Annotated in this window: 20 protein-coding genes; 13 read left to right on the forward strand and 7 right to left on the reverse strand. The window is 67.2% G+C overall.

Features of this window, described 5'->3' with window-relative positions:
* Positions 1–183: 183 nt before the first annotated feature.
* The 4 genes from AVKW3434_RS22860 to AVKW3434_RS22875 form a co-directional block, all read right to left on the reverse strand.
* The gene (locus AVKW3434_RS22860) at positions 184–1,467 is read right to left on the reverse strand and encodes a TRAP transporter large permease (RefSeq protein WP_272564644.1); all 1,284 of its coding nucleotides are present in this window, start codon (positions 1,465–1,467) and stop codon (positions 184–186) included.
* Between the two features lie 19 nt (positions 1,468–1,486).
* The gene (locus AVKW3434_RS22865; RefSeq protein ID WP_284407653.1) at positions 1,487–2,002 is read right to left on the reverse strand and encodes a TRAP transporter small permease; all 516 of its coding nucleotides are present in this window, start codon (positions 2,000–2,002) and stop codon (positions 1,487–1,489) included.
* 120 nt (positions 2,003–2,122) lie between these two features.
* Positions 2,123–3,106: a TRAP transporter substrate-binding protein gene (locus AVKW3434_RS22870; protein WP_272564647.1), complete on the reverse strand. Its 984-nt coding sequence runs from the start codon at positions 3,104–3,106 to the stop codon at positions 2,123–2,125.
* Positions 3,107–3,221: 115 nt separating this feature from the next.
* A complete protein-coding gene (locus AVKW3434_RS22875; RefSeq protein ID WP_284395223.1) occupies positions 3,222–3,779 on the reverse strand; it encodes an HNH endonuclease in 558 nt (185 codons plus the stop codon).
* 166 nt (positions 3,780–3,945) lie between these two features.
* Here AVKW3434_RS22875 and AVKW3434_RS22880 point away from each other — a divergent pair, with 166 nt between their 5' ends.
* The 3 genes from AVKW3434_RS22880 (at position 3,946) to lspA (ending at position 8,478) form a co-directional block, all read left to right on the forward strand.
* On the forward strand, positions 3,946–4,986 hold the full coding sequence (locus AVKW3434_RS22880; RefSeq protein ID WP_284407654.1) for a bifunctional riboflavin kinase/FAD synthetase: 1,041 nt from the start codon (positions 3,946–3,948) through the stop codon (positions 4,984–4,986).
* Positions 4,987–5,095: 109 nt separating this feature from the next.
* Positions 5,096–7,969: an isoleucine--tRNA ligase gene (gene ileS / locus AVKW3434_RS22885; protein WP_284407655.1), complete on the forward strand. Its 2,874-nt coding sequence runs from the start codon at positions 5,096–5,098 to the stop codon at positions 7,967–7,969.
* On the forward strand, positions 7,969–8,478 hold the full coding sequence (lspA, locus tag AVKW3434_RS22890; RefSeq protein WP_272564652.1) for a signal peptidase II: 510 nt from the start codon (positions 7,969–7,971) through the stop codon (positions 8,476–8,478). The genes ileS and lspA overlap by 1 nt, the downstream gene beginning before the upstream one ends.
* Before the next feature lie 47 nt (positions 8,479–8,525).
* Here the strand turns inward: lspA and AVKW3434_RS22895 are convergent, their stop codons facing one another.
* Positions 8,526–9,479 carry a hypothetical protein gene (locus AVKW3434_RS22895; RefSeq protein WP_284407656.1) on the reverse strand — a complete coding sequence of 318 codons (954 nt, stop codon included), beginning with the start codon at positions 9,477–9,479 and terminating at the stop codon, positions 8,526–8,528.
* Between the two features lie 405 nt (positions 9,480–9,884).
* On the opposite strand from AVKW3434_RS22895, the gene AVKW3434_RS22900 reads away from it, so the two are divergent.
* From AVKW3434_RS22900 to AVKW3434_RS22930, 6 genes are all read left to right on the forward strand, one after another.
* On the forward strand, positions 9,885–10,877 hold the full coding sequence (locus AVKW3434_RS22900) for a LacI family DNA-binding transcriptional regulator (protein ID WP_284407657.1): 993 nt from the start codon (positions 9,885–9,887) through the stop codon (positions 10,875–10,877).
* Between the two features lie 67 nt (positions 10,878–10,944).
* On the forward strand, positions 10,945–11,958 hold the full coding sequence (locus AVKW3434_RS22905; protein WP_284407658.1) for an ABC transporter substrate-binding protein: 1,014 nt from the start codon (positions 10,945–10,947) through the stop codon (positions 11,956–11,958).
* A gap of 4 nt (positions 11,959–11,962) precedes the next feature.
* The gene (locus AVKW3434_RS22910; RefSeq protein WP_284407659.1) at positions 11,963–12,781 is read left to right on the forward strand and encodes an ABC transporter permease; all 819 of its coding nucleotides are present in this window, start codon (positions 11,963–11,965) and stop codon (positions 12,779–12,781) included.
* A 13-nt stretch (positions 12,782–12,794) separates the two neighbouring features.
* A complete protein-coding gene (locus tag AVKW3434_RS22915) occupies positions 12,795–13,592 on the forward strand; it encodes an ABC transporter permease (protein ID WP_284407660.1) in 798 nt (265 codons plus the stop codon).
* Entirely contained in the window at positions 13,582–14,646 is a 1,065-nt protein-coding gene (locus tag AVKW3434_RS24255) for an ABC transporter ATP-binding protein (RefSeq protein WP_349816843.1), read from the forward strand. The genes AVKW3434_RS22915 and AVKW3434_RS24255 overlap by 11 nt, the downstream gene beginning before the upstream one ends.
* Entirely contained in the window at positions 14,643–15,485 is an 843-nt protein-coding gene (locus AVKW3434_RS22930; protein ID WP_284407661.1) for a phosphodiesterase, read from the forward strand. The genes AVKW3434_RS24255 and AVKW3434_RS22930 overlap by 4 nt, the downstream gene beginning before the upstream one ends.
* Positions 15,486–15,542: 57 nt before the next feature.
* Here the strand turns inward: AVKW3434_RS22930 and AVKW3434_RS22935 are convergent, their stop codons facing one another.
* On the reverse strand, positions 15,543–16,682 hold the full coding sequence (locus tag AVKW3434_RS22935; RefSeq protein ID WP_284407662.1) for a hypothetical protein: 1,140 nt from the start codon (positions 16,680–16,682) through the stop codon (positions 15,543–15,545).
* A gap of 479 nt (positions 16,683–17,161) precedes the next feature.
* On the opposite strand from AVKW3434_RS22935, the gene AVKW3434_RS22940 reads away from it, so the two are divergent.
* Together AVKW3434_RS22940 and arsC are read left to right on the forward strand one after the other, a co-directional pair.
* Positions 17,162–18,832: a Na/Pi cotransporter family protein gene (locus AVKW3434_RS22940; RefSeq protein WP_284395241.1), complete on the forward strand. Its 1,671-nt coding sequence runs from the start codon at positions 17,162–17,164 to the stop codon at positions 18,830–18,832.
* A gap of 80 nt (positions 18,833–18,912) precedes the next feature.
* The gene (arsC, locus tag AVKW3434_RS22945) at positions 18,913–19,305 is read left to right on the forward strand and encodes an arsenate reductase (glutaredoxin) (protein WP_349816844.1); all 393 of its coding nucleotides are present in this window, start codon (positions 18,913–18,915) and stop codon (positions 19,303–19,305) included.
* 45 nt (positions 19,306–19,350) lie between these two features.
* Here arsC and AVKW3434_RS22950 read toward each other — a convergent pair whose 3' ends face one another.
* Positions 19,351–20,316: a BclA C-terminal domain-containing protein gene (locus AVKW3434_RS22950; RefSeq protein WP_284407663.1), complete on the reverse strand. Its 966-nt coding sequence runs from the start codon at positions 20,314–20,316 to the stop codon at positions 19,351–19,353.
* Between the two features lie 411 nt (positions 20,317–20,727).
* Between AVKW3434_RS22950 and AVKW3434_RS22955 the strand changes: the two genes are divergently transcribed.
* Positions 20,728–21,087 (forward strand): HPF/RaiA family ribosome-associated protein, encoded by a 360-nt coding sequence (locus AVKW3434_RS22955; RefSeq protein ID WP_284395245.1) that lies wholly within the window; start codon positions 20,728–20,730, stop codon positions 21,085–21,087.
* 83 nt (positions 21,088–21,170) lie between these two features.
* Positions 21,171–21,326 (forward strand): hypothetical protein, encoded by a 156-nt coding sequence (locus tag AVKW3434_RS22960; RefSeq protein ID WP_284407664.1) that lies wholly within the window; start codon positions 21,171–21,173, stop codon positions 21,324–21,326.
* Positions 21,327–21,371: the final 45 nt, after the last annotated feature.

Below are 21,371 nucleotides of genomic sequence, written 5' to 3' on the forward strand. Positions count from 1 at the left end.
TACCTGATCCACCACCGCCAGCTTAAAGGCCAGTGTGTAGTCCTTCTGCGTTCTCTTAACCCATTGATCCACTTGACTTTCCTTTCTGATGAACAGAAAGGTGTCAACCTCATTCAGGACGGGTCACCCCCAAAGAAAAAGCGCGGCCGTTGCCGCGCTTTTTTCATGCCCTCGTGCGCGGGGTCAGAACCCCAGCGCGTGCGGCAGCCAGGTCGATATCGCCGGCACGAAAGTCAGCAGGATCAGCACCGCCAGGTGCGCCAGCAGGAAGGGCGGCAGCTCCCGCGTGAGGGCCGCCAGCGGCACCTTGGTGGCCACCGAGGTCACGAACAGCAGCCCGCCCACGGGCGGCGTGATCATGCCCAGGGTGAGGTTGACGATCACCACCATCGCGAAGTGGATCGGATCGATGCCCAGCGCCGCCGAGATGGGCGCCAGGATCGGCACGAGGATCATCACGCCCGGCAGCGGCTCCATGAAGATGCCGAACAGCAGCAGCAGGATGTTCACCGCGATCAGGAAGGTGACGGGCGACAGGTTCCACCCCACGATGGTCTCCGCCAGTTGCTGGGGAATGCCTTCGATCGTCAGCACCCAGGCGAACGCGGCCGACGCCGCCACCACCAGCAGCACCGATGCGGTCAGCAAGGCCGAGCGCGCGGCGATGTGGGGCAGCGCCTTCCACTCCAGCGTGCGGTAGATCCATTTGCCGCAGATGAGCGCATAGAACACCGCCACCACCGACGCCTCGGTGGGCGTGAAGATCCCGAAGCGGATGCCAACCAGGATCAGCACGACCAACATCAGCGCCGGGATGGCGCGGATGCTGTTGGACAGCATCTCCGCACGGCTCGGCCGCGGCTCGCGCGAGCGGTAGTCGCGGCGCACGCACACGCGCCAGTTGACGAGCGCCATGGCCGCGGCGATCAGCAGCCCGGGCGCGAAGCCGGCGATGAAGAGCGCGCCCACCGACACCTGCTCGTCCTGCAGCGCATAGATGATCATGATGATCGAGGGCGGAATGATGGGGCCCACGATGGCGGTGCTGGCGGTGAGCGCCGCTGCGTAGGCGCGCGAGTAGCCGGCCTTGTCCATCATCTTGACCATCATGGAGCCGGGCCCCGCCGCATCGGCCAGGGCCGAGCCCGAGATGCCCGAGAACAGCGTGAGCGACAGGATGTTGGCATGCCCCAGCCCGCCGCGCAGGTGGCCCACGAACTGCGCCGCGAAGCGCAGCAGCACCACGGTGAGTGCACCGCCGGACATGATCTCGGCCGCGAGGATGAAGAACGGCACCGCCATCAGCGGGAAGCTGTCGATGCCGGTGAACATCTCCTTGAACACGATCAGCTGCGGATAGCGCCCGCCCACGAACACCGCGATCGCGGCCGACATGGCCAGCGCGAATGCGACGGGAAAGCCCAGCGCCATCAGGACGATGGCGGAAACGAAGAGGGTGATGGCCATGGTCAGGTCCTTCGGAACATCACAGCGACGCAGCGGACTCGGCGTCCATCTCGTCGGACTCGACATAGCTGCCATGAATCACATAGCCCCGGGCCATGAACAGCAGGTGCACGAACAGCAGCAGGAAGCCCACCGGCATCGCCGAATAGATCCAGGCGAACGCGATGTCGGTGGCAGGCGTGGTCTGGAACCGCGTGGCCCACACGTACTGCACCGAGAACCACGCCATCACCAGGAAGAACACGCCCAGCCCCGCCACGATCAGCCCGCGCAGCCAGCGCGCGCCAGTCGGCCCCAGCGTGTGGTGCAGGTTGTCGATGGCCACGTGCCCGCCGAAGCGCAGCACCAGTCCGGCCCCGAGGAACGTGCCCCAGATCATCAGGTGCCGGGCCACCTCCTCCGCCCAGACGATGGAATCGCCCGTGGTGTAGCGCAGCACCACGTTGGCGAAGACGATGCAGGCCATGGCCAGCAGCAAGATGATGAGCAGCCAGCGGTTGCAGGCCACCAGCGCGCGCTCGAATCGGTTCAGCATGGGAGGGAGGGCACCTGCCGGTGCCAATCTATCGGTCGGTCGACCACAAAGGAAAAAGCCCGGCCAGGCCGGGCAGAGGAAAAGCGCACGCCGGACAGGCTCCGGTCGCGCCGGCCACCATCACTTCGTGCCGGTGATCTGGTCCAGCGTCTTCTGGCCGAACTTGGTGGCGTACTGTTTGTAGGCGGGCTCCAGGGCCTTCTGGAAGGCCGACTTGTCGACCGACTCCACGACCTGCATGCCGGCCGCCTTGACGTCGGCCAGGCCCTTTTGCTCCACGTCGTCCACGAACTTGCGCGAGGCCGCCGCACCCGCCTTGGCACCCTGGGTGAAGCTGGCCTTCTGCGCATCGCTGAGGCTCGACCAGAGGTTGGGCGACACGATCAGCGCCATGGGCGCATAGACGTGGCCGGTCAGCGAGAGGTATTTCTGCACCTGCGGCAGCTTGGCTGACACGATCACCGACATCGGGTTTTCCTGGCCGTCAATGGTGCCCTGCTGCAGCGCACCGATCACCTCGGGCCAGGACATGGGCGTGGGCGAGGCGCCCAGCGTGCGGAAGGCCGTGATGTGCACGGGGTTCTCGGTCACGCGGATCTTGAGGCCCTTGAGGTCTGCCGGCGTGCTCACCGGGTGCTTGTTGTTGGTCAGGTGGCGAAAGCCCTGCTCGCCCCAGGCCAGGGCGATCAGGCCCCGGCCCTTGAACTTGCCCAGCAGGTCCTGGCCGAACGGGCCGTCCAGCACCGCGCGGGCGTGGGCCGTGTCGCGGAACAGGAAGGGAATGTCCACCACGCCCACATCGGGCACGAAGTTGCTCAGGGCGCCGGTGGAGACGATCACCGCCTCCACGGTGCCCAGCTGCAGGCCTTCGATCAGCTCGCGCTCGCCACCCAGGGCGCTGGAGGGGAACTGCTTGAACTTGAAGGCGCCGTTGGTGCCTTTCTCGACCGTGTCGGCCCAGGCCTGGGCGGCCGCGCCGTAATGCGAGTTGATCGCCAGCGCATAGCCGACCTTGATTTCCTTGGCCTGCTGGGCGAACACGGGAAGAATGGGCAAGCCGGCAACGGCGGCGGCCAGCAACAGGCGGCGGGAAGCAATGCGCATGGAAACGGTCCGATCTGAGCCCCCAGGGGGCGTTGTGACAAAGGAGGCAGGATTATTCCCGCAGCCCCGGCCCCCGGCCCTCGGGGAAAGTACCTGCGCAGGCGCTTTTTTTCGATCAGTCCAGCAGGCGGGACGATTTGGGCACGTGCGCCATCAAAAACTCCATCTGGTCCGCCAGGATGCGGCGGTTGCGCAGGATGAAGTCCTCCCACAGGCTGGGCACGTAGGGCGCATAGAGCAGCGGCATGTGCGCCTGCTCGGGCGTGCGCGGGCCCTTGCGGTGGTTGCAGGGGCGGCAGGCCGTGACCACGTTCATCCAGTGGTCCACGCCCTGGCGCGCATAGGGCACGATGTGCTCGCGCGTGAGGTCTTCTTCGTGGAAGTGCCCGCCGCAATACGCGCAGACGTTGCGGTCGCGGGCGAAGAGCTTGCCGTTGGTCAGGCTGGGCTTGAGGTTGAACGGGTTGATGGACGGCACGCCCTTGGTGCCGATGATGCTGTTGACACCGATGACCGACTGCTCGCCCGTCACGGCATTGTGGCCGCCGCGGAACCGGGCGATCTGCGCGCCGGATTCCCAGCGCACCTCGCCCGCGGCATAGTGAATGACCGCCTGTTCCAGCGAAATCCACGATTGGGGCAGCCCCTGGGCCGACAACTTCAAGACCTTCACAACTCGCCTCCTGGAACAACGATGCACACAAGGATTCGGAACGCTGATGTCTCACGGGCGGCGTGCCAAGGCCGGCCTGTGGCTCACAATATACTCCGTTCATGACAAATTGGCGTCCAGCGCTTGATACACCTGCGCACGGCGCTATCAAAAGTAAAGCACTCCGATGAAGATCTTTCGAGGCTTCCATCACCCCGACATTGCATCGGCCTGCGCTCTCACCATCGGCAATTTCGACGGCGTGCACCGTGGGCACCAGGCCATGCTGGCGCTGCTGAACAACGAGGCGGCCCACCGCGGCGTGCCCAGCTGCGTGTTGACGTTCGAGCCCCACCCGCGCGACTACTTCGCCGGCGCCCGCCAGCGCCCCGAACTGGCCCCCGCCCGCATCGGCACCCTGCGCGACAAGCTGGACGAACTGCGCCGCTGCGGCGTGCAGCAGACCGTGGTGCTGCCCTTCAACGAACGGCTGGCCAGCCAGCCGCCGCAGATGTTCATCGAGGACGTGCTGGTGCGCGGCCTGGGCGCGCGCTACGTGCTGGTGGGCGACGACTTCCGCTTCGGCGCGCAGCGCGCGGGCGACTACGCCATGCTGGACGGCGCCGGACGCAGCCAGGGCTTCGAAGTGGCCCGCATGAACAGCTACGAGGTGCACGGCCTGCGGGTATCGAGCTCGGCCGTGCGCGAGGCCCTGGCCGCCGGCCGCATGGAAGACGCCGCGCGGCTGCTGGGCCGGCCCTATGCCATCTCGGGCCACGTGGTGCACGGGCGCAAGCTCGGCCGTGAACTGGGCGCGAGCCGCGAGGGCGCCGGCGACGGCTTTCGCACACTCAACCTGCGTTTTGCCCACTGGAAGCCCGCTGCGGGCGGCATCTTCGTGGTGCGGGTGCACGGCCTGGCCGCCGAGCCCCTGCCGGGCGTGGCCAACCTGGGCGTGCGCCCGTCGCTCGATCCCCGGGACGTGAACGGCGGCCGCGTGCTGCTGGAGACGCACTGCCTGGACTGGCCCCGCGATCTGGGGGCCGAAGGGGCGTACGGTAAAATCGTCCGCGTGGAACTCCTGCACAAACTGCACGACGAGCTGAAATACGACAGCTTCGACGCCCTCACCCGCGGCATCGCCAGGGACTGCGATGACGCGCGGGCGTATTTCTCCGCCTCCACGCACGCCGAGACCCGTCGCCAGACCACGCGCGACCGAATTTGACGGTCCCCGTGCCGCAGCGCAGCCCTGCGGCCCCGTCCGCCCCCTCATCTTCTTTCTCTTCCTGCGTTCCAGGCCATGGCCCGGAACGGCCCGCTCCTTAGGTCTTGCCATGTCCGAGAACACGAACGCCACCCCCACCCCTTCCACCGGCACGGACTACCGCGCCACGCTCAACCTGCCCGACACCGCCTTCCCGATGCGCGGCGACCTGCCCAAGCGCGAGCCGGGCTGGGTGAAGGAATGGGACGAAAAAGGCATCTACAAGAAGCTGCGCGACGCCCGCTGCTGCGCACCGAAGTTCATCCTGCACGACGGCCCTCCCTACGCCAACGGCCAGATCCACATGGGCCATGCGGTGAACAAGATCCTGAAGGACATGATCACCAAGGCGCGCCAGCTCGAAGGCTTCGACGCGCTGTACGTGCCCGGCTGGGACTGCCACGGCCTGCCGATCGAGAACGCCATCGAGAAAAAGCACGGCCGCAACCTGAGCCGCGACGACATGCAGGCCAAGAGCCGCGCCTATGCCACCGAGCAGATCGCCCAGCAAATGGGCGACTTCCAGCGCCTGGGCGTGCTGGGTGAATGGGACAACCCCTACAAGACGATGAACTTCGCCAACGAAGCGGGCGAAATCCGGGCGTTCAAGCGCGTGATGGAGCGCGGCTTCGTGTACCGGGGCCTGAAGCCCGTGTACTGGTGCTTCGACTGCGGCTCGTCGCTGGCCGAGTTCGAGATCGAGTACCAGGACAAGAAGAGCACCACGCTGGACGTGGCCTTCAAGGCGCACGCGCCCACGAAGCTGGCCGCTGCCTTCGGATTGAGCGCATTGCAGAAAGATGCCTTCGTGGTGATCTGGACCACCACCGCCTGGACCATCCCCGCCAACCAGGCGCTGAACCTGAACCCCGAAATCACCTATGCGCTGGTGGACACCGAGCGCGGCCTGCTGGTGCTGGCCGAATCGCTGGTGGAAGACTGCATGGCACGCTACGGCCTCACCGGCCAGGTGCTCGCCACGGCGCTGGGCGAAAAGCTCGGCGGGCTGGAGTTCGAACACCCGCTCTACGACGTGAAAAGCGAAGACGGCAGCCATGGCTACCGGCGCCTGTCGCCCGTGTACCTGGCCGACTACGCCACGGCCGACGACGGCACCGGCATCGTGCACTCCTCCCCCGCCTACGGCCTGGAGGATTTCAACTCCTGCCGCGCACACGGCCTGGCGCTGGACGACATCCTGAACCCCGTGCAGGGCAACGGCACCTACGCGGCCGACTTCCCCCTGTTCGGCGGCCAGCACATCTGGAAGGCCGTGCCGGTCGTCATCGAGGCACTGCGCAACGCTGGCCGCCTGATGGCCACCAAGGACATCACCCACAGCTACCCGCACTGCTGGCGCCACAAGACCCCGGTGATCTACCGAGCCGCCGCGCAATGGTTCATCCGCATGGACGAAGGCGAAGGCGTGTTCACGAAGGACAAGGCGCCCAAGACCCTGCGCCAGACGGCGTTGGAGGCCATCGAGCACACCAGCTTCTACCCCGAGAACGGCAAGGCCCGCCTGCACGACATGATCGCCAACCGGCCCGACTGGTGCATCTCGCGCCAGCGCAGCTGGGGCGTGCCCATCCCGTTCTTCCTGCACAAGGACTCGGGCGAGCTGCATCCGCGCACCATGGAGATCATGGACCAGGCGGCCGATATCGTCGAGAAGGGCGGCATCGAGGCCTGGAGCCGCGTGACGCCTGAAGAGATCCTGGGTGCCGAGGACGCCGCCTGCTACACCAAGAGCACCGACATCCTGGAAGTGTGGTTCGACTCCGGCTCCACCTTCTTCCACGTGCTGCGCGGCACGCACCCGAACGTGCACCACGACACCGGCCCCGAGGCCGACCTGTACCTTGAAGGCCACGACCAGCACCGCGGCTGGTTCCACAGCTCGCTGCTGCTGGCGAGCGCCCTGGAGGGCCGCGCGCCCTACAAGGGCCTGCTGACCCACGGCTTCACCGTGGACAGCCAGGGCCGCAAGATGAGCAAGTCGCTGGGCAACGGCATCGACCCGCAGGAGATCAACAAGAAGCTCGGCGCCGAGATCATCCGCCTGTGGGTGGCCGCCAGCGACTACTCGGGCGACATCGCCGGCGACGACAAGATCCTGGCGCGCGTGGTGGACGCCTACCGCCGCATCCGCAACACGCTGCGCTTCCTGCTGGCCAACGTGAGCGACTTCGATCCGAAGGCCGACGCCGTGCCGTTCGACCAGATGCTGGAGATCGACCGCTATGCGCTCACGCGGGCCGCCGAATTCCAAGCCGAAGTGCTGGCTCACTACCAGGTGTACGAGTTCCACCCCGTGGTGGCCAAGCTGCAGCTGTATTGCTCGGAAGACCTGGGCGGCTTCTACCTCGACGTGCTCAAGGACCGCCTGTACACCACGGCGCCCAAGAGCCTGGCGCGCCGCAGCGCCCAGACCGCGCTGTACCAGATCACGCACGCCATGCTGCGCTGGATGGCGCCCTTCCTGTCGTTCACGGCGGAAGAGGCGTGGAAGGTGTTCGGCACCTCCGAATCGATCTTCCTGGAAACCTATGGCTCCATCGCGGGCGCCGACGAAGGGCTGCTGGCCAAGTGGGCCCGCCTGCGCGCCATCCGCGATGCGGTGAACAAGGAAATCGAAGCGCTGCGCGCGGCCGGCCAGGTGGGCTCGTCGCTGCAGGCCACGGTCACCCTGACCGCCGCCCCCGAAGACCACGCGCTGCTCGCCAGCCTGGGCGACGACCTGAAGTTCGTCTTCATCACGTCCGCGATCGAACTGGTGGCGGGCGATGCGCTGCGGATCAGCGTGCAGGCCAGTACCGACACCAAGTGCGAGCGCTGCTGGCACTACCGCAGCGATGTGGGCCAGGACCCGGTCCACCCGACGCTGTGCGGCCGCTGCACCAGCAACCTGTATGGCGCCGGCGAAGCGCGGGAGCACGCGTGATGGCCCGCAGCAGCTATTCGTCTTCATCCTCCGCGGGCGGCAAGATGTGGCCCTGGCTCGTCTGGGCACTGCTGATCCTGATCGCGGACCAGTTCACCAAGACGTTGATCCTGGGCTACTACCGGCTGGGCGATGCCACCTACATCACCGGCTTCTTCAACATCGTGCGTGCGCACAACACGGGTGCGGCGTTCTCCTTCCTGGCGGATGCGGGCGGCTGGCAGCGCTGGGTGTTCACGGGCATTGGCGTGGCGGCCACGCTGTTCATCGTGTGGCAGTTGCGCGCCCATCCCGGGCAGAAGCTGTTTTGCTTCGCGCTGTCCAGCATCCTGGGCGGCGCCGTGGGCAACGTGGTGGACCGCATGATGCACGGCTACGTGGTGGACTTCCTGGACTTCCACGCGCGGGGCTGGCACTTTCCGGCCTTCAACCTGGCGGACTCGGCCATCACGGTGGGAGCGGCCTGCCTGATCCTGGATGAGTTGCTGCGGGTGAAGCGCTCGTCCTGAGCCGTGGTCGGGTGGGCCCGACTGCGGAGGGCTCGCACCCGGAAATTTCAGCGGCTTTTGCGAAGTTGGTACTTCGCGCCATACAGAAGGCCAGGCACTTCCTTTTGCGCATCCCGAATGTTGAGGCCGGGCTTCATCTCGCGGGCCACGCCAACTGCGAGAGTGTCATTGAGCAGCCTGCGCCGGGCTTTTTGCAGACTGGGTGGTGCCGCAAGCGCATCGCTGGAAACACCGAACTGGGTGGCCTTGGCGATGTCGACCGCACGATTGAGTTTGGTCTGGACGCGTAACTCGAAAGCCCGGCTGATCACCGGCATGCCACGATAGGTGTGGTGGGGCGGCCAACGGTAATCCGGCGCAACCGTTGCGCGCGCCTGAAAGAACATCGCAGCCAGCCCCAGCCCGTTACTCGCAATCAGCCAATCCGTCCGGGCTTTTGCGGCCAGGCCGGAGGTCTGAGAAAAGTTGAAATAAGACTGGGTGCTCTTGGGCTCGTCCGACAGTTGGCCATCGGACGCGAACACGGCAGGGCCATCCATCCACGGGTCCAAGACCAACGCAAAGGCACTGTGAGGATTCGCCTCTTGCCTCCACTCGGCCCACACATGGCCGATCTGCGAAGAGGTCACTTGATACAGCACCTCGCCCTGCCGCAAAAAGGGTGCATGCAACATGACGCCGGGCGCAGCATGCTCGTCGCAAGTTCCCGTCTGCGCGAACAGTGCAGCTGTAGACCGTGCCTGCACCGGTGGCCACCCTGCCATCTGGATCAACTGGTACGTCATGGCATTGCAAGCAACGCTTCTGCGTGCGCTTTCTCCCCGCGTGCGCTCGATATCGCTGGCCACATTGCCCCGACCTAAAGGCAGCATTTCCCGAACTGCATCGACCGTTCGATTGGCCAGCCTCAGCCGGGCAAGGTCTGCGCTGTCCACCACCCGGCCATCGATTGCGCGGGCCATGACGTAGGGACGCAGCCGAGCGTTGTTCTGCTGGTGCATTGCCGCGCCTGAAAAAGGGAAATACTGGCGCGGAGGAAGCCCCCCGGACGATGGCGCACGCGCTGGCAGTCCGGCAAAAGACGTTCGGGAAGCCGACGCGGAGATGGGATGAGGCACCGTCAACGCATCGGCGCCAGGCACTACGGCCCGCTGCGCAGGCCGGGCCTCGCGAGAGGTAAGAGGCGTAACCATGGCAGCTCCAGTGCGACCGCGAGGGAAAAAAGTCTATGCCGGCCATAGGGTGCCCCACCAGGAACCTTTCGCGAATGCGCCGTGCGAACAATTTCATGCGCAGACGAAGCGCAATCCCGTGGGTAAGCCCAAGCTGTCATCACGCCGTCACGCCGCCCCGCTCCAATGCCATGAAATCGATTACATGGCCTTTTCCAGCCCCATTCCATTCCCATGACCATCCAGGACGTCGCCCGCGAAGCCGGGGTTTCGGTCGCCACCGTGTCCCGCGCATTCAATTTGCCGGACAAGGTCACCCCCGCCACGCGCGACCTCGTGCTCGGCGTGGCCGAGCGCATGGGCTACGCGCCCAACGCCAGCGCCCGCACCTTGCGCACGCAGCGCAGCCGCGTCATCGGGGTGGTGCTGCCCACGCTGCTCAATCCCGTGTTCGCGGAATGCCTTGAAGGCATCGCGCGCGCCGCGGCGCTGGCGGGCTATGCCATCCTGCCGTTCACCACCGACTACGTGATCGCGCAGGAAGAACGGGCCGTGAATCTGCTGCTGGCAGGCGACGTGGACGGCATGATCCTCGTGGTCTCGCAGCCCGAGTCCTCCGCAGCGCTCGCGCGCCTGGCGGCATCCGCCCTGCCCTACGTGCTGGCCTACAACCGGCACCCCGGCCACCCCTGCGTCTCGGTGGACAGCGAAGGCGCCGTGGCCGACCTGGTGGCACGGCTGGTGGCCCTGGGGCACCGGCGCATCGCCATGGTGAGCGGCCAGTTGGCCGCCTCGGACCGCGCACAGCAGCGCTGTCGCGGCTTTCGACGCGGCATGGCCGCTGCCGGGCTGGCGCAGGCGCCGGTGATCGAAGTGCCTTTCGTGGAAACCGCGGTGGAGGACGTGGCGCAGTGGCTGCGCGGGGCCGAGCGCCCGACCGCCCTGGTCTGCTCCAACGACCTGATTGCGATCCGCTGCCTGCGGGCCGCCCACCAGGCGGGCCTCGCCGTGTCGCGCGATCTCAGCGTGGTGGGCTTCGACGGCATCGCGCTGGGGCAGGACCTGACCCCCGTGCTGAGCACCGTGGCCCAGCCCAATGCCGACATCGGCCGCTGCAGCGTGGAACTGCTGATCCAGGCCATGGCCGCCGATGCGCCGCTGACGCCACAGGCCAGCCTGACGCTGCCCCATCGCTTCCGTGCCGGCGAATCCTGCGCAGGCGCCTGACCGACAAATCCCGCAACCCACTCCCCCAACCCATCCCTTCCTTCGTTCTGCTTTTCTGGAGCCCTCGATGAAACACACCTTGCAAACCCTGATCCGCACCACCGTGCTGGCCTTCGGCCTGGCCTCCGGCGCCGCCGCGATGGCGCAAACCGCCATTTGCTACAACTGCCCGCCCGAATGGGCCGACTGGGGCAGCCAGCTCAAGGCCATCAAGGCCCGCACGGGCGTGACCGTGCCGCCGGACAACAAGAACTCCGGCCAGGCCCTTGCCCAGATGGTGGCCGAGCGCGCAAGCCCCGTGGCCGACGTGACCTACCTCGGCGTGACGTTCGCCATCCAGGCGCAAAAAGACGGCGTGGTGGGCACCTACCAGCCCGCCGGCTGGAAGGACATTCCGGGAGGCCTCAAGGACCCGGCGGGCCACTGGTTCACCATCCACTCGGGCACGCTCGGCTTCATGGTGAACGTCGATGCGCTCAAGGGCAAGCCGGTGCCCAAGTCGTGGGCCGACCTGCTCAAGCCCGACTACAAGGGCCTGATCGGCTACCTGGACCCGGCCTCGGCCTTCGTGGGCTACGTGGGCGCGGTGGCGGTCAACCAGGCCCGCGGCGGCTCCATGGACAACTTCGCCCCCGGCATCGACTACTTCAAGGCACTGCAGAAGAACGAGCCCATCGTGCCCAAGCAGACGGCCTACGCCCGCGTGCTGTCGGGTGAGATCGCCATCTTGCTGGACTACGACTTCAACGCCTACCGCGCCAAGTACAAGGACCAGGCCAACGTGCAGTTCGTCATCCCTGCGGAAGGCACCGTGGTCGTGCCTTACGTGATGAGCCTGGTGGCCAATGCCCCGCATGCGGCAGAGGCCAGGAAGGTGCTGGACTTCGTGCTGTCCGACGAAGGCCAGGCGCTGTGGGCCAACGCCTACCTGCGCCCGGTGCGCGCCAATGCCATGCCCAAGGAAGTGCAGGCCCGCTTCCTGCCGGCCAGCGACTACGCGCGCGCCAAGACCGTGGACTACGGCCGCATGGCGGCTGCGCAGAAGGCGTTCTCCGACCGCTATCTGAAGGAAGTGCAGTAACGCCATGCGCCACGGTGGTTCCGCTCCCTCGCGCCCGGTGCTGCTGGCGTGCGCCGCGCCTGCCGTGGCGTTCTTCGCGGCGTTCTGGCTGCTGCCCGTCGCCCTGCTGCTGGCCCTGCCGGCGGCCAGGGGCTGGGACACTTACTTCGCGGTGCTGACCCATGCGCGCTATCTGCAGAGCCTGCTGCAGACGCTGGGACTGTCGCTCGCCGTCACGCTGGCCACGCTGGTGCTGGGTGCGCTGGTGGGCATCACGCTGGCGCGCCAGCGCTTTCATGGCCGTGCGCTGCTGCTGTCGCTGCTGACGCTGCCGCTGTCGTTCCCCGGTGTGATCGTGGGCTTTTTCATGATCCTGCTGGGCGGGCGGCAGGGGCTGGTGGCCGACCTGTCGGAGGCGCTGGGCGCCGGCCGCACCACGTTCGCCTATGGGCTCACTGGCCTGTTCCTGGCGTATCTGTATTTCTCGCTGCCGCGGGCCATCGCCACCTACACGGCGGCAGCCGGCAGCATGGATGCGCAGCTGGAAGAAGCGGCTCGCTCGCTGGGCGCCTCGCGCTGGCGCGTGGCACGCGATGTGTGGGTACCCGAACTGGCGGCAACGACGCTGGCCTGCGGCGCGATCGTCTTCGCCACGGCCATGGGCGCGTTCGGCACGGCGTTCACGCTGTCGGCCAAGTTCGAGGTTCTGCCCATCACCATCTACAACGAGTTCACCAACTATGCCAACTTCGCGCTGGCCGCCAGCCTGTCGATCACGCTCGGGCTGATCACCTGGATGGTGCTGTGGGTGTCGCGCCGCGTGTCCGGCACCACCGCTTTCTGAAGGAGCCGAAACCATGCGAAACGCAAGACAGGCCCCGGCACTGCTGATGGCGCTGACCGCCCTGGTCGCGCTGTTCATGATCGCGCCCATCGCCCTCTCGGTGATGGCCGGTCTGGTCAACAACTACAGCGTGGGCCTGAAAAGCGGGCTCACGCTGCGCTGGCTGGGCGAGGTGTGGGAGAACTACGGCGGCACGGTGGGCTGGTCCCTGGTGCTCGCGCTGCTGTGCGTGCTGGGCAACCTGTTGCTGGGCGTGCCCTGCGCCTATGCCCTGGCGCGCAGCCGCTCGCGCTGGGCCCGGCTGTTCGAAGAACTGCTCACCCTGCCCGTCGCCGTGCCGGGCCTGGCCAGCGCGCTGGCGCTCATCCTCGCCTATGGGCAGCTTTCGGGCTTTCGCCAGAGCTTCGCCTTCATCCTGGTGGGGCACATGGTGTTCACGCTGCCCTTCATGGTGCGCACCGTGGGATCGGCATTCCAGAAGAACGAACTGCGCTCGCTCGAAGAGGCCGCGCGCTCGCTGGGCGCCAGCTTCGCGCAGCGCTTTCTGGGCGTGCTGGTGCCGGCCGTGCTGCCGGCCATCGTGGCGGGCAGCCTGATGGTGTTCACGCTCTCGGTGGGCGAATTCAATCTCACCTGGATGCTGCACACCCCGCTCACCCGCACACTGCCCGTGGGGCTGGCCGACAGCTATGCATCGATGCGCATCGAGATCGGCTCGGCCTACACGCTGGTCTTTCTGATCGTCATCCTTCCCGTGCTGTGGGGCCTGCAGGCCATCGGCACCTTCATCGAGAAACACCATGGAACTTGAACGCACGCGCGTGGACGTGGTCCAGTGCGCCAAAACCTATGCCGACGGCACCCGCGGCCTGCAGCCCACCGACCTGACCGTGGAGCCCGGCGAGGTGATGGCGCTGCTCGGACCGTCGGGCTGCGGCAAGACCACGCTGCTGCGCCTGATCGCCGGGCTGGAGGCCCCCGATGCGGGCAGCCGCATCGCTTTCGGAAACACCGACGTGACCCGCATGCCGATCGAGCAGCGCGGCGTGGGCATGGTGTTCCAGCACTACGCGCTCTTTCCGCAAATGACGGTGCAGGCCAACATCGGCTATGGCCTCAAGATCCGCGGGGTGGCCGAAAGCGAGCGCCGCCGCACCGTGGGCGAACTCGTCGATCTGGTGCGCCTGGGCGGCCTGGAAAAAAAGCGCCCGGCCGAACTCTCCGGCGGCCAGCGCCAGCGGGTGGCCCTGGCCCGCGCCGTGGCAGCACGCCCGCGCGTGCTGCTGCTGGACGAGCCGCTCACCGCGTTGGATGCCAAGCTCAAGGAATCGCTGCGCGACGAACTGGCCGACCTGCTGCGCCGCCTGCACATCACGGCGATCCACGTCACCCACGACCAGCAGGAAGCCCTGGCCATTGCCGACCGCCTGGCCGTGATGCATGCCGGCCGCATCGTGCAGGTGGGCGACGGCGAGGCGCTCTACCGCGCGCCCAGCCACCCGTTCGTGGCCACGTTCCTGGGCCGGGTGAACCGCATCGTGCCGGCCGTGGACCCCAGCGCAGCGCGGGGACTGCCGCACCTCACGGCGCTGCAGGCCTGCGACGCCCTTTCGGCTTCGGCCGACGCTCTGCTTGTGCGCCCCGAGGACGTCGAGGTGGGCCCGACCCTGCCCGACTGGGGCAGCGCCGCCGTGACGCGCCGCAGTTTCCTGGGCGACCGCGTGCAGCTCACGCTGGCCGTTTCGGGGCATGCGCCCCTCCTGGCCGATGTGCACCGCGACCATCCCGCGCGCGAGGGCGAGCGGGTAGGCTTTCGGATCGCCACGCACCGCCTGCTGTCCGTCACCGAAAGCCTCAGCGCATGACCCGCATGAACACCACCACCCTGCTCCTGCAGCTCTCCGACCTGCACATCCGCGAGCCCGGCCGGCTGGCCTATGGCCGGCTGGACACCGCTCCCTACCTGCGCCAGGCCGTGGACACGGTGCTGCGCATGCCGCAGCGCCCGGATGCCGTCGTGGTCACCGGCGACCTGACCGACTTCGGCCGGCCGGCGGAATACGACCACCTGCGCGAACTGCTGGCGCCGCTCGGGGCCATGCCGCTCTACCTGCTGCCCGGCAACCACGACGACCGCGAGCAACTGCGCGCCAGCTTTCCCGAGCACGCCTACCTGGGCGAAGAAGGCTTCGTGCAATACAGCGTGCCAGTGGGTGGGCTGCAGCTCATCGCGCTCGATACCGTGGTGCCCGGCGCCAGCGAAGGCGGCCTGTGCGAAGCACGGCTCGCCTGGCTGGAGCGCCAACTGGAAGCGCACCGCGGCAGGCCCGTGGTGATCGCCATGCACCACCCGCCGTTTCGCACGCTCATCGGCCACATGGACGCCATCGGCCTGCTGGAAGGCGCCGAAGCGCTGGAGGCCATCGTGGCGCGGCACGCCAACGTGGAGCGGGTGGTCTGCGGCCACCTGCACCGCGCCATCCAGGTGCGCTTCGGCGGGACGCTGGCAGCGACCGTGCCATCGCCCGCGCACCAGGTGTGCCTGGACCTGGCGCCCGACGCCGCCTCGGCCTGGACGCTGGAGCCGCCCGGCTTCGCGGTGCATGCGCTGCCGCAGGGCGGGCGGCTGGTCAGCCACATCGCGGCCAGCGGGACGTATCCCGGGCCGTATCCGTTTCACGAGGCGGGGCAGCTCATCGATTGAGGATCTCGTCCACCGAAACCCATTTGCCGCGATGGGGGCCGCTCGGCACGGCTTCGCTCATCGGCTCCTCGGGAAAATCTCTGCCATGGAGTAGCCCTCGATCCTGGTCAGATGCTCCACACCGTTGCGCATGCGGGCTTTGATGTCGCTGATCGATGCCGCTATTTCACTGAATTTCGCTCCAGGGTTCATGGCCGCCGCATCGCGCCACTGCTTGAGCTGCCGAGGATCCAGCCGGGCGCTCACCGTTTCGTCGGCCAGTTGTTCCACCAGATCGTCATGGCCTTGAAGCAGTTCATCTCTACTCGCCAGCACCTGCTCCAGGTTTTGGATCTTCCTGCCCATCGCCTGGACGTTTCCGAGGAGTTCCAGCACGCCACTGACGTGATATCTCGTGTTCATGGTGCGGAGCGACAACAGGGCCTGCGCCATTTCATGGCGCTTTTCGTCTGCCGCTCTCTGTGCCAGCGCGGCGGTTGATTCGGCAGCCGCCGTGCTGGCTACGTGTGTGGGGGAAGCCGGTGCGGAGCCCTCGGTCGAAGAAGCGCTGGACACCGGCTGGGTAGATGCGATCACGTCACCGGCACGGGGGCTGGCAACCGATTTCGGAGATTCCGACTGGGTGGACGCCACGTTCGCCTTCACCTCGACTTCGATCTCCACGCTCTCCTTCGTTTCCGTTTCCGTCGCTGCTTCTGTTTCCGTGTCCATTGCCAGATCCGCGTCCCAATCCGACAGCGCGTCCATGAAGACGTCCGTATCCGAGTCAGCGTCCGATTCAGGGGTCCCCGCCAGTCGCGCCTGCATGTCGCTCACCGCAGCCTCCGCTTCCTGGAACACCGCCTCCAGGTTCACCGATGCGGCCTGGGCCCACTGGTTGTAGCGCCCCCGTTGCTCGTGGCCGTCTAACTGGTTGATCTCCTTGCGCAGTTCTGCCTGCGCACCGAGCGCAGCGTCTCTGAACCGCAGCATGTTTTGCAGATTCCGAATCTGGGCCTGCACGGCCGCGAGGTTGTCCGCCACCGACTTCTGCGCATCGTCGGCATACCCTTTCGGCTCGCCCAACATCTTGAGGATTCCTTGCGCCGCCCGATCGTGCTGATGAAGGACTGCGTCCAGGGACTTCGCCACGGTGGCAACAGAAGTCTTCGAGACATCCTCGGTGCCGGCCGGCGATGACTGAATGCGGATGCCCACGTTTGATCGGGGACGGTTCACGTGGGAGGCCGCATGCGTCGGTGACGCCCCGGCGTCCCCAGCGGATGTGCGTGGATGCCGGGACCTGCCTTGCAGACCAAGCGCGGGCTGCGGCATGGAACTCGACTTTGCCGCCGGGACGACTTGCTTTCCGCGTTCGGCAACGGAACGGGCAACGCGCGGCGGCGACGTGACTCCTGTGAACTGGACCATGGCTTCTCCCTTGAATGCTTGAGTGGAAGGGCCGAGGGTAGGAACGGGCCTTACCCGCCGCTCCGCATCACCCGAAGCCCTTGCCCGGCACGCGAAACCCGGACCACCCCGTGCCACCCAGGCCACCCGGCACAGCGGTCCGACCCGCCCAGGCCCGTGGTTGCTGGCCGGCTGCTATGGATTCAGGAGTATGCTGTCACTCCCGGAACGGCAGGCAGGCCAGGAGCCCTGAGCACCGCCCCCGGGTGAAGCATCCGATCCCTTTCATGAAGCACCTGTTGAATCTGCTGGCCGCCGTGGCACTGCTGGTCTGGGGCACCCACTTGGTGCGCACGGGCGTGCTGCGTGTGTTCGGCGCCAACCTGCGCACCATGCTCGCCCGCAGCATGGGCAACCGCTTCACGGCAGCGCTGTCGGGCATCGGCGTGACGGCCCTGGTGCAGTCCAGCACGGCCACTTCGCTCATGACCTCGTCGTTCGTGGGCCAGGGGCTCATCACCCTGCCCGCCGCGCTGGCGGTGATGCGCGGGGCCGACGTGGGCACGGCCCTCATGTCGGTGCTGTTCTCCACCGACCTGTCGTGGCTGTCCCCCCTCTTCATCTTCGTGGGCGTGGTGCTGTTCATCACCCGCCAGTCCAGCTCGGCCGGGCGCGTGGGGCGCGTGCTCATCGGGCTGGGGCTGATGCTGCTGGCGCTCGAAATGGTGGTGCAGGCCAGCGGCCCCATGCTGGCCTCGCCCATCATCAAGGCCATGCTCGGCTCGCTCAACAGCGACATCGTGATGGAGATCGTCATGGGCGCGGTGCTGGCCGTGATCGCGTACTCCAGCCTCGCCATCGTGCTGCTCATCTCGGCCATGGCCGCCTCGCACGTGGTGCCGCTGGACGTGGCCCTGGGCCTGGTGCTGGGTGCCAACCTGGGCAGCGGCCTGCTGGCCGTGCTGACCACGGCCAAGTCGGCCGTGGAGGTGCGGCAGGTGACCGTGGGCAACCTCGTCTTCAAGCTGATGGGCGTGGCGCTGGTGGCCCCCTTCGCGGGGCTGTGGCTGCGCTACGTACAGCCCCACATGCCGGGCACGGCACAGGGGGTGGTGCTGTTCCATCTGGGCTTCAACGTGGTCATCAGCCTGGGGTTCATCGCCTTCACGCAATGGGTGGCCACCTGGGTGACCCGGCTGCTGCCCAAGCCCGTGGGCGCGCAGAGCCTGCGGCCGCACCACCTGGACCCGTCGGCCCTGTCCACCCCGTCGCTGGCCATTTCCTGCGCCGCCCGCGAGGCGCTGCACCAGGCCGACGTGGTCGAGACCATGCTGCTGGGCGTGCTCGATGTGATCAAGAAAAATGATGTGCAACTGGCCGAACGCCTGCGCAAGATGGACGACGAGGTGGACGAGCTGTATTCGTCCATCAAGTACTACCTGACCAAGATCTCCCGCGAGGCGCTGGGCGAGGACGAGAGCCGGCGCTGGACCGACATCATCAGCTTCACCATCAACATGGAGCAGATCGGCGACATCATCGAACGCGTGCTGCTGGACATCGAAGACAAGAAGATCAAGAAGGGCCGCCAGTTCTCCGACGCCGGCATGGCCGAGATCACGGAGCTGCACGAGCGCCTGATCAACAACCTGCGCCTGGGAATGAGCGTGTTCCTCAACGGCACGGTGCGCGACGCGCAGAAGCTGCTCGAAGAAAAAGCGCGCTTTCGCGACCTGGAGCGCGCCTACGCCGCCACCCACCTGGTGCGCCTGGCGGACAAGACGGTGCAGAGCATGGAAACCAGCTCGCTGCACATCGACCTGATCAGCGAACTCAAGCGCATCAACTCGCACATCTGCTCGATCGCCTATCCCATCCTGGACTCGGCCGGTGCCCTGGCGCCCAACCGCCTGCGCTCGGCCACCGGCGCGGCGCAGGACGCCACGATCGGAAAATGACGGGCTCGCCGCCCACGCACGCGCCCCTTCCGAGTGCCGCGTCATTGGCGCAGCCCGCCCCCTTGCCGAAAGCCCCGCCTGTGACCTCCCCTGCCCTGCCCGACCGCGCCCTCGAACCCGACGTCGTCATTTACCACAACCCGGAATGCGGCACCTCGCGCAACGTGCTGGCGATGATCCGTGCGAGCGGCATCGAGCCGCATGTGGTCGAGTACCTGAAGACCCCGCCTTCGCGTGCCATGCTGGCATGGCTGGTCACGCGGGCAGGCGTGCCGGCGCGCGACATGCTGCGCGAGAAGCACCCGCTGCATGCCGAACTGGGACTCGCCGATCCGGCCCTGGACGACACCCGGCTGCTCGATGCCATGGCCGCCCACCCCGCACTCATCAACCGCCCCATCGTGGTATCGCCGCGGGGCGTGCGCCTGTGCCGGCCCGCCGAACGGGTGGCGGATCTTCTGCCCGCCCGCTAGCGAAGCGGTGGGCCCGGCGCCCGCCCGTGCGCCCATCGGATGGGGTCAGTCCATCTGCTCGACGATCAGGGTCGCGCCCGCCCCGCCGTCCAAGGTCACCGAGCCCAACATCCCATAGAACTGGGCCTGCAAGGTGGAGCCCGCGATCAGCGTCACGATGGTCTCGCCGAGATACCGGTTCGTCGACGTGCTGGGCACCTCGGTCAAGGCGGGATAGGAGGCGCCATTGATCAGCACCCGGGCGCTCGCCAGGGTGGCGGCGGTGGTGCGCATGGCGTATTTCACGCGGTAGCGGCCCGTGGTGGGCACCGTGAAGACGTCGCTGGAACCATTGGCGAGAAAGCCACCGCCGAGGTTCTGCGCCTGCGGCATCGGCACATTGGTGCCCCCCAGCAGAACGGCGATGGTGGAGCCTGCCGTGTTGTGCGCAGCCATCGACACCGCACTCACCGCCCCGCCAGTGCCCGCAGGGCCGGTGGCCCCGGTCGCACCCGCCGTGCCGGTGGCGCCCGCCGCACCGGTCGGGCCCGTGGCCCCCATCACGCCCTGAAGGCCTTGCGGGCCCGCCGGACCGGTGGCGCCGGCCAATCCGATGGGCCCCGTCGCGCCGGTCGCGCCCGATGACCCGGTTGCGCCGGTCGCTCCCTGCGCGCCCGTGGCACCTGTCGCTCCGCCAGCCCCGGCCGGACCGGTCGCGCCGGTGGGCCCCGCCAAGGCCGAAGCAGCGGCCGGGGAACAACTCCCCAGGCGGCCCGAAGCGCCGTCGAAACATGCCAGTTGGCCCTGCTGCGGCGAGGCAGGCAGCGCAGGCAACAGGACCGCGCCATCGGACTGCACCCGAAGGCGCTCATCGGTGCCGCCACTGCTGCGCACGCTGAAGCCGCCGCCAGGGGGCAGCGTGATGCTGACATCGGCGGCATTCGCCGCGGCGAAATGCAAAGAAGCCGTACAGGCGATCAACGCCGCGATGGCATGGCGGCGATGCCGCGGGCAAGAGGAAATCGTGTGCATGGCGCAACCCGTTCTGATTTTTTGAGAAACGACTTCTTTGCCGGATGCCCCTTCCCGAACCGGGACACAGGGCGTGCAACGACGCTCGGGTCGCGGCAAAGATTCGGGGCCGCTGTCCGGAAAACCTCCTGCGTCTTCCGCTCCTGGTGCATGGCTCGACGCCTGCAGCACCTCTCACCCCTCTTACGAAATTTAACAGGCGAATCCGCCCCATGCCAAGGCACCCGCATGGCTTTTTTTTCGATTTCCACGGGGCACAGCGCCACGGCTGAGCGATGTGAGGGGCGCTTCAGCCCAGGTGTCACGCAACGTGACAAAGGACCCTGCGCACGGCCCCATGCTCCCTCGGCCTACAGGGCGGCGGGACCGCCCAAGGCACTCTGGGCGCTCTTATCTGCATCAGGAGATCTCATGGAAATTCACATCAACACGGGCAATGGCATGGACAACCGCGAGAGCCTGGAACGCTGGGCGGATGCGGAGATCCGCAAGAATTTGTCGCGGTTCAACGAAGGCGTGCGGCGCGTCGAGGTGCACCTGTCGGACGTCAACCATGACCGGGGCGGCGCAGACGACAAGCGCTGCGTGATCGAAGCGCTGGTGCCCCAGCATGCGCCCGTCGTTGCCACCCACAACGCACCCACGGTGGACGAAGCCTTCCGCGGCGCCGAAGCCAAGTTGCAGCGCGCACTGGACAGCGCCCTCGGCAAGCTCAAGGACCAGCGCGATCGCACCTCCATCCGCACGCAGCCGGAATTGCTGCAGCCTTGATCGAGCACAGTCGGCGCTCGCCGACCGCCCGGGCCAGCCCTGCCAGGGCCTGCCCGGCCTGTATTTCCGCCCCAGGAGACACGATGAACACCCCCAAGCACCCCCACGGCGATGACGAGCCGGAAATCACCCAGGAAGACAGCGTGCCGGTGGACGACACAGACCCCGATGGCGAAGCCATGATGAAGGAGGTCCGCAACGACCGCCTGAAGGTGCCGCCCGGCGAAGAAAAGGAATGAGGCCGGTGCCCGCCACCTGGGCCCGCCCGCGCGGCGATGGGCGCC

Origin of the sequence: Acidovorax sp. SUPP3434 (assembly GCF_030159015.1) — a bacterium.
GTDB lineage: Bacteria > Pseudomonadota > Gammaproteobacteria > Burkholderiales > Burkholderiaceae_C > Paracidovorax.

Bases quoted from the DNA above. Each gene is read 5' to 3' on its own strand.
- AVKW3434_RS22905 (WP_284407658.1), top strand. From the start codon at position 10,945: ATGAAACACACCTTGCAAACCCTGATCCGCACCACCGTGCTGGCCTTC.
- AVKW3434_RS22880 (WP_284407654.1), top strand. From the start codon at position 3,946: ATGAAGATCTTTCGAGGCTTCCATCACCCCGACATTGCATCGGCCTGC.
- AVKW3434_RS22955 (WP_284395245.1), top strand. From the start codon at position 20,728: ATGGAAATTCACATCAACACGGGCAATGGCATGGACAACCGCGAGAGC.
- AVKW3434_RS22960 (WP_284407664.1), top strand. From the start codon at position 21,171: ATGAACACCCCCAAGCACCCCCACGGCGATGACGAGCCGGAAATCACC.
- AVKW3434_RS22860 (WP_272564644.1), bottom strand. From the start codon at position 1,467: ATGGCCATCACCCTCTTCGTTTCCGCCATCGTCCTGATGGCGCTGGGC.
- AVKW3434_RS22915 (WP_284407660.1), top strand. From the start codon at position 12,795: ATGCGAAACGCAAGACAGGCCCCGGCACTGCTGATGGCGCTGACCGCC.
- AVKW3434_RS22940 (WP_284395241.1), top strand. From the start codon at position 17,162: ATGAAGCACCTGTTGAATCTGCTGGCCGCCGTGGCACTGCTGGTCTGG.
- ileS (WP_284407655.1), top strand. From the start codon at position 5,096: ATGTCCGAGAACACGAACGCCACCCCCACCCCTTCCACCGGCACGGAC.
- AVKW3434_RS22870 (WP_272564647.1), bottom strand. From the start codon at position 3,106: ATGCGCATTGCTTCCCGCCGCCTGTTGCTGGCCGCCGCCGTTGCCGGC.
- AVKW3434_RS22895 (WP_284407656.1), bottom strand. From the start codon at position 9,479: ATGCACCAGCAGAACAACGCTCGGCTGCGTCCCTACGTCATGGCCCGC.
- AVKW3434_RS22865 (WP_284407653.1), bottom strand. From the start codon at position 2,002: ATGCTGAACCGATTCGAGCGCGCGCTGGTGGCCTGCAACCGCTGGCTG.
- lspA (WP_272564652.1), top strand. From the start codon at position 7,969: ATGGCCCGCAGCAGCTATTCGTCTTCATCCTCCGCGGGCGGCAAGATG.
- AVKW3434_RS24255 (WP_349816843.1), top strand. From the start codon at position 13,582: ATGGAACTTGAACGCACGCGCGTGGACGTGGTCCAGTGCGCCAAAACC.
- AVKW3434_RS22950 (WP_284407663.1), bottom strand. From the start codon at position 20,316: ATGCACACGATTTCCTCTTGCCCGCGGCATCGCCGCCATGCCATCGCG.
- AVKW3434_RS22930 (WP_284407661.1), top strand. From the start codon at position 14,643: ATGACCCGCATGAACACCACCACCCTGCTCCTGCAGCTCTCCGACCTG.
- AVKW3434_RS22910 (WP_284407659.1), top strand. From the start codon at position 11,963: ATGCGCCACGGTGGTTCCGCTCCCTCGCGCCCGGTGCTGCTGGCGTGC.
- AVKW3434_RS22900 (WP_284407657.1), top strand. From the start codon at position 9,885: ATGACCATCCAGGACGTCGCCCGCGAAGCCGGGGTTTCGGTCGCCACC.